This window comes from Neobacillus niacini (assembly GCF_031457145.1).
Lineage (GTDB): Bacteria > Bacillota > Bacilli > Bacillales > Cytobacillaceae > Neobacillus > Neobacillus niacini_J.
This window is the reverse complement of sequence record NZ_JAVDVZ010000009.1, coordinates 113,522-130,584: the sequence shown is the minus strand read 5'-3', so window position 1 is coordinate 130,584 and position 17,063 is coordinate 113,522. Positions and strand designations below refer to the sequence as shown.

The following is a 17,063-nucleotide window of genomic DNA, read 5'->3' as shown; positions in this document are numbered from 1 at the left end:
AACAAAACAACATTCAAATAAAAAAGATCTCCCATTACAGCAGTGAAATTCTGCACCGGGAGATCTTTTTTACATGTTGCGTTCAATGGTATTAAAGCATTCCTTTGTGATGGGAGCGGATTGAACCTCTTTTGCTTGTTTTTTTGCCCTTTGTTTACGAACTCTCGGAGCTTTGTATAAAACGCCAACTTTTACTTGCTGAACTTCTTTCACTCCCTGGATAATGAGCTGCATGGCAAAGATTGCAAGTATGAAGGCAGCTAAAATCCACAAGTACCAGTAGCGGCCAGAAGCAATGGTGGTTCTTCCTAATTCACCAATTAATCCTGACCATTCATGGGTCATCGACATGGGCGGATCTGCCCCCATCGGATCATAGCTAAGTTTTGTCCCGCCAAAGAAAAATTTAAAAATCCCTAAATGAATAAAGATTAATAAAACTTGGATAAATTGGGTTCCCAATAAGATCGTTACACGGGGCCCAATATGCGGGAATATATGCCGCCAGAATAGATGGAATTTGCTGCCGCCTAAAGCTCGCGCACTGGCAATAAATTCATAATCCAGAACTCGCTTTATTTCTTTTCCTAATAAAACGGTTGTCAACGGAACTACCAGTATGGTCAAGATAAACATCTCAAGTAAAATACGTTCGGTAAAGGTATAGGTAAATTCATAGCCAAAACCGGTAAAAGCAGGCATTAAGATCGGCGCGAGTAAGATGTATGCAATTAAACTCAAAGGCAGAAAATGAATGGAATCTACCAGTTTTCCAAGCCAATGCTGGGTGCGGGGCCCTAGGTGAAACGCATAAAATACCCCAAACAAAAGGCCGCCAAGAACGCGTAATAAGGCGATTAACAAGGCAAAAATCAACGTATACTTTGCACCAATGACTAATTGATCAAAAAGGCTGAACCCTAATTTGTCAGAACCAAAGAAAAACGGCTTTGTAGGTGCATGCGGTGGCGCTCCAAGCAGTTTTACACCGTCCTCTGAGTAATGCAGCCGGACTTGATCAACATGATTATCAGTAGTAACAGAATAAATCAGACTGTAACTGATGGCCACAATAAAAAATAAAGCTCCAAGTGCAAACTTCCAATTTTTCATGTGTCGGCCAAATAAAAACAGGGAAGAGATAAACGGACGAAAAGGTGACAATTTTCGCAGATTGATAGATTTAATTAAAAAAAGGACATTCTCAAGTGACAGCTTTGCCCATTCCAGGATATTGTGAAAATGCCATTTCTGCCACACGGAACCTCGTCTTTTTTCGTATGATAGTGATTGATCTTCTTTTAGCCAAAAATCAATCAATTGGAATAAGAAGTAGAATGGCGAAAAAATAAGGGCGAGTGTTACGAATACGGTTATCGGTTGAAAGTTATCAAGTAAGTAGTGCGTCAGCCCGTGGACATTAAACACTCTTTCGATAATAAATTGACTAGAAAGGGTTCCCCAAATAATAATCTTCATATGGTGAAACGAAATCGGCATGATATTTTTTATCACATGCTTAACTAATATATTGAATTTATTTATCCCTTTACTTTTAGCAAAGGTGACATAAACCTTTAAAAACTCTTCCTCAATCATCAGTAGCAGAATCTTGAACATGGAGACCAGCGGCAGTATGGCTAACGTGACGATTGGTGCAAAATAGGCTTTTTCTTTAAAGCTGGCAACACTAAATAAATCAACGCCAAACTTCTTAAAGATAAAAATAGATAATACCTGTAATAGGGTGGCGACAATTAGGTCTGGTACTGACTCCAAAACATCAAGCACCTTTTTTATCGGTCGAAGCACAAACGCAGGCAAGAAGGCCGATCCAAGTGCTAGGAGAAACGCCACACTAAAACCTATTAATAGTGCACCTGCTAAAATTTCCATGGAATAAACAAATGCCGGCCACATGATTTCCATCATTGGCGCACCGCCTGCTTTTGAAACCTCCATCTTATATACCCATGATTCAGGCTTAAACATGTCTTTGCCAAAGGCAATCAATTGCTCAAAGTATCCAGGCGAATCAGAGATTCCTCTCGTTGAAAAATATTGTGGGAAAATACTTACACAAAAGATGGAAATCATCCCTAGTAAGTAATATGTAATTAATCTAACAATCTTCATATTATCCCCCTATTTTTGTCTCTTTATATTACTACATTTGTATAGTAGAAGAGTATCATATAAAGGAAATTATTTTCTAGATAGTCCACCCTTTCAACCTAACCAATTTCCAATTATTTCAATATATAAGATTTGGACGCATGTTGGATATAATTTGTTACATAGATTTGTGATAAAATGAGAATTACGGGTAAAATTTTTTTTACATAAGGAGAAATGAACTATGATTCTTGTCATTGGCGGTGCTGGTTATATTGGCAGTCATCTTGTAAAGGAGTTAGTGGAAAAAGAAGAGGTTATTGTATTAGATAATTTATCGACTGGTCATCGTGAAGCTATTGATAGCAGAGCGATTTTTGTTCAGGGTGATCTTGGAAACGAGGAAGACCTGCAAATGATTTTCTCCAGTTATCCCATTAAGGCGGTCATGCATTTTGCTGCCTTTAGCTTGGTAGGAGAGTCAGTGGTTGATCCTCTAAAATATTATCAAAATAATGTAGCAGCTACTCTAACTCTTTTAAAGGTAATGATGAAAAATAATGTAAAAAACTTTATTTTCTCTTCAACTGCAGCAACATACGGAATACCGAATGTTGAGATTATCGATGAACAAACGGTAACATCACCGATTAATCCTTATGGCCATTCTAAATTAATGATTGAACAAATTCTTGCTGATTTTTCAAAAGCCTATGGCTTGCGTTATGTGGTTCTTCGTTATTTTAATGCAGCAGGTGCACATGAATCTTCTAAGATTGGCGAGAGCCATGATCCAGAATCACATCTAATTCCGATTATTCTTCAGCAGTTATTAGGCCAGCGCGAAAAGGTTTCTGTATTCGGCTCTGATTATGATACACCAGACGGAACGTGTATCCGGGATTACATCCATGTTACTGATTTAGCCAGCGCTCATATCCTTGCACTGGAGGCATTATTAACGGAAAAGAAAAGCACAGAAATCTATAATTTAGGGAATGGTCTTGGTTACTCGGTAAAAGAGGTTATTGAGACATGTGAGAGAGTAACTGGGGTAAACGCAAATGTTGAAATGGCTGATCGTCGTGCTGGGGATCCCGCTAGGCTGGTTGCTTCATCGCAAAAAATTTATAGTGAATTGGGCTGGAAAGCGGAGCGAAACTTGGAACAGATTATTGCAGACGCATGGAAATGGCATAAAAATCAACAGTATTAATAAAAGGCTCTTTACTTAAACAAATACAGCTTAATTAAAAAACCTTGTCTACAGAAGCAGGCAAGGTTTTTTGCTACGTATATTAAAAATTTTAAAAAATCAAACGTATAATTAATTTGATCCAACCGAAAAAAGCAATCCATAATGGGACACTTAAAGAAGTCCCCCAAACTAGCCCATAAGCGAAATTATCCTGCTTGTCCATGAAATCCACTCCCTGTTTATAGTTGTAGATTACCTTTCGTTTCCCGATTGTATTCATTTATTATATTTGAAAACGTTTTCATTAACAATGAATCGAATGGATTATTTCACAGTGTTAATCTTGGAAAATAATTTGTCTATATAATAGCAAGAAGAGAAAGAGAAAAAAAGAAAAGCATGTCATAAAAGACTACTTTTTTTTCGACTTTTTCCTTTCAAAATCATCCTTTTGTCGACAGTATACTTCTAGAGATAGACATAGGTTTATTTTACAAAAGGGCTTGCAGGAGTTTTAATTAAAGGCTGTTTTTGTAATGATTGTTGTTAAAATCTTAAAGCCGATTTTAACGTGTAATTAGTTGTAGAATTCAAAAATAATGTCTAGATTTGTTGATATCTATCACATCCTTTTCTAGCAGTTTAGTATATGGTCACTGTAGTAGGAAAGTTGGAAGAGTGTTTGATTCTCAGTGTTCTGCGGAAAGGAGTATTCTTTTGAGATATGAGATCAAAAAGACAGATTTTAGTTCTTTCATTGAAGTTTGTAAGCCCTTACTATCAGGTGTTCCCTATCCTTGTTATTTAATGGATTTGGAAGGCAGTATTGTTTTTTCGAACCAAGCTGTTCAAGAATTAACCGGTTATAAAAGACATCGTGATTGTCAACGGAATTTTGTTTCGCTATTAGAAGAAGAAGAGATTGATAGGACAATCGAGCATATTAATGCTGTTCTAAAAGGGGAGAGGTTGAGCTTCCAAACCAATCTTCGACATCGGAACGGTAATAGATTGGCAGTAGATATTCTTTCCATCCCTGTGGAAGTTGATGGAGTGATTCTTGGTATTTGCGGCTATATAACTAATGTAGTAAATGATAAGCATCATAGTTATCTTTCTACTCGTAGTAATTGGGATAATATTTTCACTGGCATCGAGATTTGTTTGTGGTCCTTGGAGGCGAAAACCATGGAAACGATTTCGATTTCGCCAGTATGTGAGACCATTTTTGGGTATCATGAAGAGGAGTTTCTTAAGGAATCTGGTTTGTGGGAACAGCTTGTCCTGCCGGCTGATAAAAAGGGTGCCTGCAAGCATTTGGAGTTGGCTAGGAAGGGGAAATCCTCACTGCATGAATACCGTATTGTTACCAAAAGCGGTGAGCATAAATGGTTGTCTGATTTTATCGTTCCTGTTTTTTCTGATTATTCCTATGGGCCTCTTAAAATGGACCGGATTGTAGTGGATATTACAAAGCGGAAAAAGGCAGAGGAGCAGTTAACTTTTCTAGCCTTTCACGATTCCTTAACGGGTCTGCCGAACAGACGGAAATTAGATCATGAGCTCCATAAAGCGTTAACGGAGGCAAAGGAAAAGAAAAAGTTGGTTGGAATCTTATTCTTGGATCTAGACCGATTTAAATATATTAATGATTCCCTTGGCCATAAAATGGGGGATAAAGTTTTACAGGTGATTGCAGCGCGTTTGAAGGATAGTTTGCGAAATGATGATGTTATTTCTCGTCAAGGCGGAGATGAGTTTGTCCTTTTGCTTAAAAATCTGGCAACGAAAGAGGCCCTTCATGAAACGGCAGCGCGGCTAAACGGAATCATTGCTGAGCCTATTAGGCTGCTGGGAAATGAGTATGTCCTCCGTGCAAGTATTGGGCTGAGTATTTTCCCTGATCATGGGTTTGAGGCTGAAGGATTGGTTCAGAAGGCGGACCATGCTATGTATCTGGCAAAGGAAAGCGGAGTGGGAATTCAGCCCTATGAAGCGGGAATGTCCACCAGTCTTTCACGAAAGTTGCTGCTTGAACAATATCTTCATAAAGCCATTGAAAAGAATGAATTGTACTTAGAGTACCAACCGATTGTCGATGTTTATGGAAAACAAGTGATAGGGTTGGAGGCACTTCTACGATGGAATCATCCTGTTTTAGGGGCGATATCACCTGGAGAGTTTATCCAAATCGCAGAAGAGTCAGATTTAATCATCAAATTAGGCAACTGGGTGTTGGAAACTTCCTGCAGGCAGCGTAAGCAATGGGTTGAAATGAACTTGCCGCCTTTTTATGTTTCGATTAATGTGCCAGCTAGACAAATCAATCTTGAGTCATTCTTGGAAAGTGTCAAAGGAGCTTTGGAGCGCTATCAGTTGCCATCCAATCTCCTAAAGATTGAAATCACAGAAAGAACAGCAATGACAAATGTCCAGAAAACCTTAAATACGATAAAAGAATTACAGGATATGGGCGTCGATATCATTCTCGATGATTTTGGTGTCGGCTATTCTTCAATTAGTTACCTTGTTCAATACCCGTTTAATACGATTAAAATAGATAAATCCTTTATTGAAGGGTTAGATAATAAAAATCAGCGATCCATCTGTCGAACTTTGGTCGCAATGGGAAGAAATCTAGGAATGAATGTGGTAGCAGAGGGCGTGGAAGAGTTGGAGCAATATCAATTCTTATGCAGTATTGGCTGCCATAACATGCAGGGTTACTATTTTAGCAGACCAACGAGTGTTGAATTGATTAAGACATTTTTTATTCCGGAACAGAAGGGCATGCAGGAAAAATTTCAATAAATATTAGTTTAACAGAGAGGCCGTTGACCTGGATTGTCGACGGCCGTTACCTATGCGCTAAAATTCTTAACCATTGTCATAAAATCAGTTGATTCTCTAGTAAACTTCATTTTTTTAACAAATCCAAGTTTTGTATAAAGATGGATAGCCCGTTCGTTGAATACAGCAACGGTTAAACGTATGGAATCACCCTTATAGGTTTCTTGAATATAGGAAAGGATAAACGAGAAGAACGCAGCACCGAAACCTTGACCTGTTAAACCAGGATTCATACCAATTCCTATATCATTTATATCCTCCGAATAGGCACCCATTGTATAACCGTATGGAACTTGGGCGGCACTTCCGATACAAAAGAAGCCAACCAGTTCATTGCTTTGATTAACTACGGCATAATAAGGATGATCTAGTAATTCTTTAAGAGATTCAGAGCTTTCTTCATTATTGTAAAAATCATAGGGTGCTTCGTACTTCCAAGTTAGGATTTGTTTTGCAAATTCCTCCTTCATATCACTAACAACTACTGCATTTTTCTACCCCATTCTTACATTTAGTCAAAGCAAAACCGTTACGAAGGCCAACCTCCTTTTTTAGAAATTTTATCATTATTTGTTTGTGAATTCGAATTTGTGAAATTTTTCAAAAAACTTCGCTTAAATGGCCAGTCTCCTGTATAATCTTTTTTAATATTAATAGAGGAGATATAACCATGAATTCATATATAAGGGATCAGATTCAGTCATTTCAAAAAGTCAACCAGAATCGGGGACGATTATTAGTCAGCTGTCCGGACCAACCTGGTATTGTTTCAACAATCTCAAACTTTTTGTTTTCCTATCAAGCTAATATCATCGAATCCAGCCAGTATTCAACCAACCCAGAAGGCGGAGTATTTTTTATCCGAATTGAATTTGAATGCCCAGGGTTAAAGGAAAAGGCGAAGGATATGGAAGAACGGTTTGCTGTTATTGCTGAGCAATTTTCAATGGAATGGAAATTAACCCATGTGTATCAAGTGAAAAAGGCTGCTATTTTTGTTTCAAAGGAACTTCACTGTCTGCTCGAGCTGTTATGGGAATGGCAAAGCGGCGATTTAATGGCGGATATTGCACTTGTGATTAGTAACCATGAGGAAGCAAGAGATGCCGTTGAAAGCTTAAACATTCCGTTTTATTATATTCCTGCAAATAAAGATATTCGTGCCCAGGTGGAAGTCCAGCAGCTTCAATTGTTAAAAGAGTATGAGATTGATTTGGTGATTTTGGCCCGCTATATGCAAATTTTAACACCTGATTTTGTTGCTGCCAACCCAAACAAAATCATTAATATTCACCATTCCTTTTTACCTGCATTTGTTGGGGCAAGACCCTATGAACGAGCACATGCCCGTGGTGTAAAGTTAATTGGAGCAACCTCTCATTATGTAACCAATGATCTTGATGAAGGTCCGATTATTGAACAAGATATTGCTCGCGTCGATCATCGTAATGATGTCGACAATTTGAAGAAAATTGGACGTAGAATAGAAAGAAGTGTTTTAGCACGTGCGGTAAAGTGGCATATCGAGGACCGGGTTATTGTCCATCAAAATAAAACGATTGTTTTCTAATATTTGGAGCTTGTTAAAAAAAGAGGATGACTCCATTATTGAGTCATCCTCTTTCCTATAGACTAGCTAGTAGGTGTGGGCAGTAAATTTCTGGAGATTAGTCCTTAAGAAGGCGTCTTGAAGACAAAACTTAAATTCTCAGCTTTAGATTAGTCCTTAAGACGGGGTCTTGAAGACAAAACTCAAATGCCGAGCTGGAGATTAGTCCTTAAGAAGGGGTCTTGAAGACAAAACTTAAACGGCCAGCTGGAGATTAGTCCTTAAGAAAGGGTCTTGAAGACAAAACTTAAATTCTCAGCTGGAGATTAGTCCTTAAGAAGGCGTCTTGAAGACAAAACTCAAATGCCGAGCTGGAGATTAGTCTTTAAGATAGGGTCTGTAACAAATTCAGTCAGATAGATCCCCTCTGATGAGAGGGGATTGCTTTTTAAGAATGATACTTTTTATACCATTCTACGAATTGACCTAACCCGATTTCTAATGGAGTTGCAGGGGAAAACCCTGCAGCCTTTTGCAAATCAGTAATATCCGCATAGGTTACTTTAACATCTCCAGGCTGCATCGGGAGGAATTCTATTTTTGCTTTTTTGCCTATTAGGTTTTCTAAGGTGTTAATAAAATCCATCAATTTCACAGGGCTATTGTTACCGATATTATAGATTTTGTAGGGTGCACGACTCGTACTGGGATCTGGATTTCTGTTTTTGTCTGGTACAGGAGGATGATCGAGTAGTTTGATCATCCCTTCGACAATATCATCAATAAACGTAAAGTCTCTGCGCATGTCGCCATTATTATAAGCTTTAATACTGTTTCCTTCGATAATATCCTTTGTAAAAGAATAGTAGGCCATATCGGGCCTTCCCCAAGGACCATAGACGGTAAAGAAACGAAGACCGGTGGTGGGTATACTAAATAAATGGCTATAGGTGTGCGCCATTAATTCATTCGCTTTTTTGGTTGCTGCATAAATACTTATCGGATGATCAACAGCGTCTAGGGTAGAGAAGGGGGTTTTTGTATTTGCTCCATAAACGGAACTGGACGATGCGTAGATTAAGTGCTTCACTTGATGATGTCTGCATGCCTCAAGAATATTTACAAAACCAGCTAGGTTTGAATGAACATAGGATTGTGGATGGGTGAGACTGTACCGGACTCCAGCTTGAGCTGCTAAATTAATCACAATCGGGATACTATGATTCTCAAAAAGTTTTGCTATTGAATCATAATCAGCCAAATCAATTTTGTGAAATTTGAACTTTTCATTTGCTTCTAATAATTTTAGACGCTCTATCTTTAACCGAACATCATAATATTCATTAAGGTTGTCCACACCAATGACATGATAATTGAGATCCAACAAACGTTTAGAAAGATGAAACCCAATAAAACCTGCCGCACCTGTCACTAGGATGTTCATTTTATTCTATCCGATCTTTTTTTACGATCATTCTCCCTACCATGCTCTTTGCTTCGATTACGATTCTTTTTATCACCGTTATCTCTTTTGCCGCCATGTTCCCTTTTTTGACTGCGGTCACGATCACGATTATGCCCTTTTTTATGGTCACGACCCTTATCACGATCTTTACCCTGGTCCTTGCCCTTTTTACGTTTAGAATCTGTTTTCCCTTCAATGTTAATGATTTCTAATTGAGCTTCTTCATCTGTGAGCGGGATAGGTTTTTTTGTCCATTCTGCATGGGTGGCAGGATCAAGAACTTTTACTTGCTCTAGAAAGGCGTCAAGGAAACCTCTTTCGTGAAGGTTTTGAAATAGCTCTAATGGTCTTTTTTGTATCCGAGAGTACGAGTATACATGGTCAACCATTTTAAAGCCATTATTTGTTACAAAAACATGCCGTAATGGGGCATCGATTTGTTTAAATCCTGCTTGTTTTTGCGATGTTAAAATCTTTAGTAAAAGTTTGCTCACAACCGGTGGAAGGGCAGATTGTTTTTTTAGAAAGGTGTTTAGATCAGGCCCACTTAAATATTCCATTACCACATAATTATTGCCTGTTTCATAGACCTTTGGAATAAATGAAAGGTCCTGATGGGAAAGGAGAACATCCTTTTCCTGTTCACAATGTTGGGTTTTTGGATAGATTTTCACGCACTTATTCTCTGAAACACGGTAGACTGCACCTTGGTGGCCAGCTCCAATTAATGTTTGCGAGATGGCGCTGTCTACTTTTACTCCTTCACCATCTCCTCCCGGATCAACGGGAATGTTTCGATAATCCATTTTATTTTCATTAAAATATGCCTGCCACATTTCATAGGTCTTTGGTTCAAGCTTTTTTACCCGAGATAGGAAGGATTCCTTTAGCAGCATCATATTTAAATCTCTTAATAATTTAAGCGGTACTGGGTGAATTCGCTTGAAGGCATTTACGTGGTCAATTAGTTTTAGTTCTTCATTTTCAAGAACGAAAATATGCCGTAATGGGGCATCAACCATCGTGAATTTTGCCTTTTTCATTTCGCCTAAAATATCAAGAAGTTTCATGGCAATGGATTCTGGAATATAAGTGCAATTCCGGAGATATTCCTTTAATGTAGGAGCATTAAAGTAGTCAATGACGTTATAGTTATCCCCGTATTCATATAGTCGTGGGAAAAAGGATAAGTGCTGTCCTGCTTTCAGTGCTTCCCTTTCCATCTTGGCTTGGAGAGGACTGGTATAAATTTTTACACAACGATCCTCTGATAGTTTAAAGACTGCTCCTTGTGCACCCATTCCAATTAGATGATAGCCAGTGGGGTTATCAATTTCTAAGGTTTTGATACCTTTCGTTACTTTGATTGATTTAAAATCTGCCATCATAATCCCCCTAACAATTCATCATAATAGTTGGCTTGAAGTAAGAGCTGCTTATTCTGGTCAAAGTTTTTCTCTACTTTTTGACGTGCAGAAACGGCATAGTTTTCCCACTTGTTTCGGTTCAATAACATGAATTCTAAAGCTTGTGCCAGATGATCGACATCGTTTTCCCTTACTAATATTCCATCCTGGTCATTGGTGATGATTTCGGGAATACCGGCATGGTTAGTGGAAAGGACGGGAATGCCGGTTGCCATAGCCTCTTTGATCGTATTTGGAATCCCTTCTATATCTCCATTTGATGCGGTTAAGCTTGGGGCGCAAAATATATCAGCTTGTCCCATTAGCTCAGGTATTTGACTTTTTGGTACACGATTTAATAAACGAAACGAAGTACCTAAATTTAACTGAGTGGCAAGAGAATGAATGTAGCCTTCCAGTTCACCGCCGCCAATAATAGTTAGTGTAGCCTTTGGAAATTTTGCTTTAATCTTTTCAAATGCCTGCATGAGAATATGATGACCTTTCTTTTCTACTAATCTCCCAATGGAAAAAATGTTTTGTGTGCCTTGTAGGTTTGGCGACCGATAGGGGAAAAGGTTGAGGTCGACTCCTCCATACAGGACTCTAATTTTATCGGCAGGGCATCCCCAAAGGTTAATTCGATGTGCTAAATGCTGGCAAACAGGAAAAAAGCGTTCTCCTTGCTCAAAAAGCCTATTCATGCCATCTACATAGCCAACAGGCTGATTGGCAAGGGTTGCATCTCTCCCTCGAAAACTTGTAACCAGCGGCAGGTTGGTTTCTTCTTTAAAAGGTTGAAGTAATAGACCTAATTGACCATGGTGTGCGTGAATAAGAGATACATTATGCTTTTCTACATATTTTTTTGGTGAAAATATCTCACTATAATAGTGAACCTTCTTATTGAGAAGAGGTAGGTTGACCACATACTTAGGCTGTCTGACCAAATGTAAATAATCATAGCCAGGAATATCGCGAATTTGAGGAATATATTGAGTCGGGTCAACTCTTAGATTCATATGGATAACTTTTGACAATTGCCATTCTCCTTTCAAAAACTTATATTCTTTAAAACTAAGGTATGCAAGTTGAAAGGGGAGGCTTGGACAAATTGGAAAAAAACAAAAATGCGCCAGAGTCAGAATTAGACTATGGCGCATTTTTTATTAAATAAATAAGCTTAGAAGTAATACAATTCCAAGACCAACGATGGAGTTTACGAATAAGAGAAGACCCCCATGAAATAATAATTAGTTGTGGAAATGGTTGATTGTAATCAGTTTTACAAAATAATAAAACCCCCGACTGTTGTAGTCAGGGGTTTAAATGGTTATTTATATATTATCGGATTGTTTTTAAAGCGCCGCTCCAAGCGTTTACTTCATCAAGCATTGCAGTCATATTCGTTTGGTGAAGATCTGCTGGTTTGAATACAGATCCGTTTTCAAAGTCTGTGAATAATGACAATGTTGGATGTGTACGAACATCAGCAACCTTTAATTCGCCAAGGATTCCACGTAAGTGTTCAGCAGCACGAGCTCCGCCAGTTGAACCATAGCTTACGATACCAGCAGCTTTGTCGTTCCAAGCTTCACGTGCAAAGTCAAGAGCATTTTTTAAAGCACCTGTAATACTATGGTTGTATTCTTGAACAACGAATACGAAGCCGTCTAAGCTAGCAAGTTTTTGGTTCCAAGCAGCGATTCCTGGTTCAGATCCATCAGTTGTACCTAAGAATGGCAGTTTGTAATCTGCGATATCAACGATTTCATAATCTGCATCTCCGCGTTGGTCAGCGATTCCTTTTACCCATTCGCCTACTTGTGGACTTACACGTCCATCACGTGTGCTTCCTAAAATAATACCGATTTTTAATTTTGGATTTGTCATTGTTTCTTCCTCCTTAGATGTAGTACCAAATAATTTGTTTAAAAAACCCATGCTGTGCACCCCTTGCTGTTATTTTTAAATCTATATAGGTTTTTAATTTCCATTTACCTTGAATTAAAACATCGTTAAATAATTTATTTTTAATTCGAGATAAATATAATACAGATTTCATTTCTTGTCAACAAAATTAACTTTTTTTTTTTACTGAATGTTTTCGCTCAAGAAAGATGTACTACAATAAGTGGAATCTTTATGGAAAATCCACTATACTTGGATAGGATATTTCAAGGAGAGGAGTAGATTCAAAATGTCGAGCTTGCCAAATTGCCCAAAATGTAATTCTGAGTATACATATGAAGATGGAAGTTTATTGATTTGCCCGGAGTGCGGTCATGAGTGGAGTTTAGAAGCTGCAGCTGTGGAAGAAGAAAGAATTATTAAAGATGCAAACGGAAATGTTTTAAGCGATGGAGATACGGTAACGGTTATCAAGGACCTTAAAGTAAAAGGAAGTTCATCGACACTAAAACAAGGTACGAAGGTGAAAAATATTCGCCTAGTTGATGGAGACCATAATATTGACTGCAAAATTGATGGTTTCGGAGCGATGAGTTTAAAGTCAGAATATGTGAAAAAATTATAAAAAATCGGCGCTCCTTTTATTGGGGCGCCTTACATTTTTCTTTAATGAGAAAGGGGGGAGAGGATCCCCCGCAGCTCTTATTTAAAAGTGGGAGCGATGGTATCGATTCGGTTAGTCCATATCCCGCCGCTATAGTTGGAAGGCAGCCTTTTTAAATCATTAGGGTTATCAAATCCCTCTGACCAGCCTCCATCACCGGCAACCAAAATCACCCGAGTACCAACGCTGTCCATCCGATTTAGGAACTTTTCCGACCAGCCCCATAACCATGGGGCGAACTTTTCGGGAATATGCAATTGAGTCTTCTCACATGAGGTTGGGATGTAACCTGTCCATCCGACCGCGAAATAAGGTAGCAAGCAGCTTTTTAACGTAGCCTTTGACATGACGCGAAGGTCCGGAAGTTCCTCTTTTATTGTGGCAATCGGCTGGTCTCCGCCATAAACGGTCATTTGATTTAAACGTTTTTCTGGCAGTTTCGCTAAAACTTCAGCTAATTGTCTTCCTTCCTCGGGGTCATCACTTTTAATATGAATTAGCAATGATTCATCTAGAAAATGAGTTAATACTTCATCCAGCGATGGCATGAGACCAACACCTTTACCGCGAAACGGATAGGTTTGTCCATTATCCGCGGTGTACCCATACCCAATATCAAGCTGCTTTAATTCTGCCATTGTGTATTCCTTTGTCGTACCTTCGGTGTTTGTACGACAGTCAAGTGTCCAATCATGAAAAACAGCAAATTGGCCGTCTTTTGTCGGTTTAATATCCAATTCAACGACATCCGCACCATTTTCAAAGGCTGCCTCCATCGAAGGTATGGAGTTTTCCAAGTATGGGTGCTCAGGTGGGTGAATTCGCTCAGCTGTACACGTATTCCCGGTAATTCCCTCCATACTAAAGGTTTGTCCAAGTCCGCGGTGAGCAAGAAGCAAAGGATCAGCATCACGATCCTTCGTAAAAATCGAGCTGTTGTTAAGAAACATAAATAAGGACAATAAGAGGATAAAAATAAGTACTCTTTTTAGTATCTTTTTCAGCGTTAACTCCTCCATTAATTGAAATACAAGATAAATAACGTAATAGTATAAATACTACATAATTTATCATAACAAAAAAGCTGATTGAAAAGATTCAATCAACTTTCATATTTATATTCTCTTTTTTATATCTTCCCTAATGGATTCAATCAGTGTATCCGATAAATTTGCTGGAAGGGATGCACCGTCCACAAATACCCAGGAATTCATGATTTCAAGGTCTGCTTTTTTAAAGGTAATGCTGTAATCCTCTTGATTATGGGAAAACTCAGCGGTAACGTATTCCTCACTATCGAAATCATCATCAATAATCATGTTTGTAATTTCATATGTATTCACCATACAGTCTCCTTTTAGCATGCTATAAAAATAGAGTTTCCTTACACGAATTGTTTATACATAGTATTTCATGGAAAGTAAATGTCTAGCCGGTCTTCTTTGTTTTTTAGTGTGTAGTAGTTTGACTTGGCGGTTATCTCTTCAATGAGGTGACAGGCATCACATTTGGTCAATCAGGATTTTGGTGGACTTGCTATTTTCAATCATGGCACTTAGTTGTGTAACGGTTAATGGTTTGCTATAAAAATCCCCCTGAACCACATCACAATGGAGTTCTTTTAAATATAGAAGCTGCTCTTTTGTCTCGATTCCTTCCGCGATAACAGATAACTTTAGGCTATGCGCCAAACTAATGATGGTTTCTACAAAAGCTTTATCTTGATGATTTTTGATGATATCTTGATTAAATGGTTTCGGGATTTCATTCCAAATTATTTCCTTGTCATTGATTCCCTAAAAAAGCGGTGAGGTGTATCCTTTAAGTAAGTCTATCAGAAAGCTAAGGGAGTTGATGACCAACATGAAACCAAAAATCTATATAACGCGGAAGCTGCCAGACCTTGTTGTTGAAAAAATGAGAGAAGTTTGTGAAGTGAAAATGTGGGATAAAGAAGAGGAGCCGGTGCCTAGAGAAATTCTTGAAAAGGAAATTCAAGATGTTGAGGGTCTATACTGTTTATTAACTGAGCGGATCGACCAGCCTCTATTAAATTTAGGAACAAGGCTAAAAATTGTAAGCAATATGGCCGTCGGCTATAACAATATCGATGTAGCAGCAGCAACGGAAAAAGGGATTAAGGTGACCAATACACCTGGGGTATTAACAGAAACAACGGCAGATTTAACCTTTGCTTTGTTAATGGCCACGGCAAGGAGATTGGTAGAATCCTCTGATTACCTGCGCGCGGGAAAATGGCAAACATGGTCACCGATGCAATTAACTGGGCAGGATATCTATGGAGCTACATTGGGAATCTTCGGGTTAGGCAGAATCGGTGAGGCTGTAGTGAAAAGAGCAAGAGGATTTGATATGAAAATTTACTATCATAATCGCTCACGAAAGTTAAACGCCGAGGAAGAGTTGGGGATTGAGTACGTAGACAAAAACAGATTGCTTCGTGAATCAGATTTTGTTTGTGTATTGACACCCTATACAACTGAAACGAGAAATTATATCGGGGCAGCGGAGTTATCACTCATGAAACCAACAGCTGTCCTGATTAATACAGCTCGTGGTGGAATTGTGGATGAAGAAGCACTCTATCAGGCATTGAAAAATGGGGAATTATGGGGTGCGGGATTAGATGTTTATGAAGAGGAGCCGGTGAGAACAGACCACCCGCTCCTTAGCCTCCCGAATGTAGTCGCCCTGCCTCATATTGGCAGTGCCAGTAAAAATACTAGACTAAAAATGGCGTTATTGGCTGCGGAAAACTTATTGGATGGACTACGGGGAGAAATACCAAAAAACTTAGTCAATTAACTTTTTATTTGCAGCAAGAGTTTTATTGTAGAGATTTGTAGTTCACCTGGAAGCTATTCTCGACAAAAATTTCCTGGAAAATATGAAATAAGTCGAAACGGTTAGGAAATTTCCTAACCTTTTTTCGACTTATTTTTCTAAAAGCCATTGAGAAACAGTTTTCGCCTCTTCCTCCGATAAAAGTCCGCCGGGCATCATACCGATTCCATCGTTTAGTAGATTCAATATTTCTTCTTCTGAATATTTAGCTTTCATGTTCGTCACTGGGGGACCTGCTAAGGTTATGGACAGTTTCTAAAGTTGCATACATGATAAAACTCCCAGGTTTCCCTAGGAGTTTTATTACTTCTGATGTTTCTCTATTAAATCAAGGAGATACTTTCGCCATGGAGCAGCTAACTCCTCCACAGCCATTATTTTTTCAATCCTTTCCATGGATGGTGAAGCTTCATGGAAGTATAGGTGATGGATGGAGGAAACGGTAATTTGATCAGGATGAGAGATCAGTTTTTTTATTTGAGAATTAGCTGTTATTTTTCCTTCCTCCAGCACTCTGAAAAAATACCCCGTATAGCCAGTTTGGATAATTCTTTTTAAAAGAAGGTGGTTGTTATTGCGTTTATTGATGGTGGAGCAGGGATATCGACCTTGTGATACTTGGAGGACAGCCTCACCTATCTGAAAAACATCACCAATACAAACTTGGTCTTCCTTCATGCCAGCGACTGTCAGATTTTCTCCGAAAGCTGAAGGAGTTAATGTATGACCGAATATACTTTCCCAATGTGCATAATGTTCAAAAGGATATACGCAGACCACTCGATCTGAACCGCCATGGTACTCAGGGTGCGCAACCTGATCGCCATTTATCTGGTCAAAGCCGACAAAAAGCTCATCAGATTGTTCTTTCCAGATTCCAGAAACATAGGCTTCATCCTTATAAACGCTGCTTTTAGGCAATCCCTTGCTTAAATAAATAATTTCACTTGAATTCAATTGTTTCTTCCCCTCCTAGATGGTTATGTTACTACAAGTTGTTGGAAAAATAGAAGAAACCCTCGGTTAGAAGAGGGTTGCCT

At 38.7% G+C, this 17,063-nt stretch carries 16 protein-coding genes; 5 read left to right on the top strand and 11 right to left on the bottom strand.

The window, feature by feature from the left end:
* Positions 1 to 69 precede the first annotated feature (69 nt).
* Complete coding sequence (locus J2Y03_RS19725) at positions 70 to 2,136, bottom strand: ABC transporter permease subunit (RefSeq protein WP_310197175.1); 2,067 nt, start codon at positions 2,134 to 2,136, stop codon at positions 70 to 72.
* 223 nt (positions 2,137 to 2,359) lie between these two features.
* On the opposite strand from J2Y03_RS19725, the gene galE reads away from it, so the two are divergent.
* Together galE and J2Y03_RS19715 are read left to right on the top strand one after the other, a co-directional pair.
* On the top strand, positions 2,360 to 3,331 hold the full coding sequence (galE, locus tag J2Y03_RS19720) for a UDP-glucose 4-epimerase GalE (protein ID WP_310197172.1): 972 nt from the start codon (positions 2,360 to 2,362) through the stop codon (positions 3,329 to 3,331).
* 699 nt (positions 3,332 to 4,030) lie between these two features.
* Positions 4,031 to 6,124, top strand: a complete 2,094-nt coding sequence (locus J2Y03_RS19715) for a sensor domain-containing protein (protein ID WP_310197170.1) — start codon at positions 4,031 to 4,033, stop codon at positions 6,122 to 6,124.
* Positions 6,125 to 6,174: 50 nt separating this feature from the next.
* On the opposite strand, the gene J2Y03_RS19710 is transcribed toward J2Y03_RS19715, so the two are convergent.
* A complete protein-coding gene (locus J2Y03_RS19710; protein WP_310197166.1) occupies positions 6,175 to 6,633 on the bottom strand; it encodes a GNAT family N-acetyltransferase in 459 nt (152 codons plus the stop codon).
* Positions 6,634 to 6,833: 200 nt separating this feature from the next.
* Here J2Y03_RS19710 and purU point away from each other — a divergent pair, with 200 nt between their 5' ends.
* Positions 6,834 to 7,733: a formyltetrahydrofolate deformylase gene (gene purU, locus J2Y03_RS19705; protein ID WP_310197163.1), complete on the top strand. Its 900-nt coding sequence runs from the start codon at positions 6,834 to 6,836 to the stop codon at positions 7,731 to 7,733.
* Between the two features lie 427 nt (positions 7,734 to 8,160).
* Here purU and J2Y03_RS19700 read toward each other — a convergent pair whose 3' ends face one another.
* The 4 genes from J2Y03_RS19700 to J2Y03_RS19685 form a co-directional block, all read right to left on the bottom strand.
* Positions 8,161 to 9,156, bottom strand: coding sequence for an NAD-dependent epimerase (locus J2Y03_RS19700; RefSeq protein ID WP_310197159.1), 996 nt, complete (start codon positions 9,154 to 9,156; stop codon positions 8,161 to 8,163).
* Positions 9,153 to 10,562: a hypothetical protein gene (locus J2Y03_RS19695; RefSeq protein ID WP_310197156.1), complete on the bottom strand. Its 1,410-nt coding sequence runs from the start codon at positions 10,560 to 10,562 to the stop codon at positions 9,153 to 9,155. The genes J2Y03_RS19700 and J2Y03_RS19695 overlap by 4 nt, the downstream gene beginning before the upstream one ends.
* Positions 10,562 to 11,623: a glycosyltransferase gene (locus J2Y03_RS19690; RefSeq protein WP_310197154.1), complete on the bottom strand. Its 1,062-nt coding sequence runs from the start codon at positions 11,621 to 11,623 to the stop codon at positions 10,562 to 10,564. Before J2Y03_RS19690 ends, J2Y03_RS19695 begins: the two co-directional genes overlap by 1 nt.
* A gap of 304 nt (positions 11,624 to 11,927) precedes the next feature.
* A complete protein-coding gene (locus tag J2Y03_RS19685; protein WP_310197150.1) occupies positions 11,928 to 12,527 on the bottom strand; it encodes an NADPH-dependent FMN reductase in 600 nt (199 codons plus the stop codon).
* Positions 12,528 to 12,783: 256 nt separating this feature from the next.
* On the opposite strand from J2Y03_RS19685, the gene J2Y03_RS19680 reads away from it, so the two are divergent.
* A complete protein-coding gene (locus J2Y03_RS19680; protein ID WP_310197147.1) occupies positions 12,784 to 13,119 on the top strand; it encodes a zinc ribbon domain-containing protein YjdM in 336 nt (111 codons plus the stop codon).
* Between the two features lie 77 nt (positions 13,120 to 13,196).
* On the opposite strand, the gene J2Y03_RS19675 is transcribed toward J2Y03_RS19680, so the two are convergent.
* The 3 genes from J2Y03_RS19675 to J2Y03_RS19665 all read right to left on the bottom strand — a co-directional run bounded on the left by J2Y03_RS19675 (position 13,197) and on the right by J2Y03_RS19665 (position 14,921).
* Entirely contained in the window at positions 13,197 to 14,108 is a 912-nt protein-coding gene (locus tag J2Y03_RS19675; RefSeq protein ID WP_310197145.1) for a glycerophosphodiester phosphodiesterase family protein, read from the bottom strand.
* 165 nt (positions 14,109 to 14,273) lie between these two features.
* On the bottom strand, positions 14,274 to 14,504 hold the full coding sequence (locus J2Y03_RS19670) for a hypothetical protein (RefSeq protein WP_310197143.1): 231 nt from the start codon (positions 14,502 to 14,504) through the stop codon (positions 14,274 to 14,276).
* Between the two features lie 156 nt (positions 14,505 to 14,660).
* Positions 14,661 to 14,921 (bottom strand): EAL domain-containing protein, encoded by a 261-nt coding sequence (locus tag J2Y03_RS19665; RefSeq protein ID WP_396954233.1) that lies wholly within the window; start codon positions 14,919 to 14,921, stop codon positions 14,661 to 14,663.
* A 100-nt stretch (positions 14,922 to 15,021) separates the two neighbouring features.
* Between J2Y03_RS19665 and J2Y03_RS19660 the strand changes: the two genes are divergently transcribed.
* Positions 15,022 to 15,984, top strand: coding sequence for a 2-hydroxyacid dehydrogenase (locus tag J2Y03_RS19660; protein ID WP_310197140.1), 963 nt, complete (start codon positions 15,022 to 15,024; stop codon positions 15,982 to 15,984).
* A gap of 129 nt (positions 15,985 to 16,113) precedes the next feature.
* Here the strand turns inward: J2Y03_RS19660 and J2Y03_RS19655 are convergent, their stop codons facing one another.
* Both J2Y03_RS19655 and J2Y03_RS19650 read right to left on the bottom strand, forming a co-directional pair.
* Positions 16,114 to 16,248, bottom strand: a complete 135-nt coding sequence (locus J2Y03_RS19655; protein WP_310197138.1) for a hypothetical protein — start codon at positions 16,246 to 16,248, stop codon at positions 16,114 to 16,116.
* Between the two features lie 78 nt (positions 16,249 to 16,326).
* Positions 16,327 to 16,980 (bottom strand): MOSC domain-containing protein, encoded by a 654-nt coding sequence (locus J2Y03_RS19650; protein ID WP_132091529.1) that lies wholly within the window; start codon positions 16,978 to 16,980, stop codon positions 16,327 to 16,329.
* Positions 16,981 to 17,063: the final 83 nt, after the last annotated feature.

Coding starts and splice junctions, on each gene's coding strand:
- J2Y03_RS19725 (WP_310197175.1), bottom strand. CDS start 2,136: ATGAAGATTGTTAGATTAATTACATATTACTTACTAGGGATGATTTCC.
- galE (WP_310197172.1), top strand. CDS start 2,360: ATGATTCTTGTCATTGGCGGTGCTGGTTATATTGGCAGTCATCTTGTA.
- J2Y03_RS19710 (WP_310197166.1), bottom strand. CDS start 6,633: ATGAAGGAGGAATTTGCAAAACAAATCCTAACTTGGAAGTACGAAGCA.
- purU (WP_310197163.1), top strand. CDS start 6,834: ATGAATTCATATATAAGGGATCAGATTCAGTCATTTCAAAAAGTCAAC.
- J2Y03_RS19700 (WP_310197159.1), bottom strand. CDS start 9,156: ATGAACATCCTAGTGACAGGTGCGGCAGGTTTTATTGGGTTTCATCTT.
- J2Y03_RS19695 (WP_310197156.1), bottom strand. CDS start 10,562: ATGGCAGATTTTAAATCAATCAAAGTAACGAAAGGTATCAAAACCTTA.
- J2Y03_RS19685 (WP_310197150.1), bottom strand. CDS start 12,527: ATGGGTTTTTTAAACAAATTATTTGGTACTACATCTAAGGAGGAAGAA.
- J2Y03_RS19680 (WP_310197147.1), top strand. CDS start 12,784: ATGTCGAGCTTGCCAAATTGCCCAAAATGTAATTCTGAGTATACATAT.
- J2Y03_RS19675 (WP_310197145.1), bottom strand. CDS start 14,108: ATGTTTCTTAACAACAGCTCGATTTTTACGAAGGATCGTGATGCTGAT.
- J2Y03_RS19670 (WP_310197143.1), bottom strand. CDS start 14,504: ATGGTGAATACATATGAAATTACAAACATGATTATTGATGATGATTTC.
- J2Y03_RS19660 (WP_310197140.1), top strand. CDS start 15,022: ATGAAACCAAAAATCTATATAACGCGGAAGCTGCCAGACCTTGTTGTT.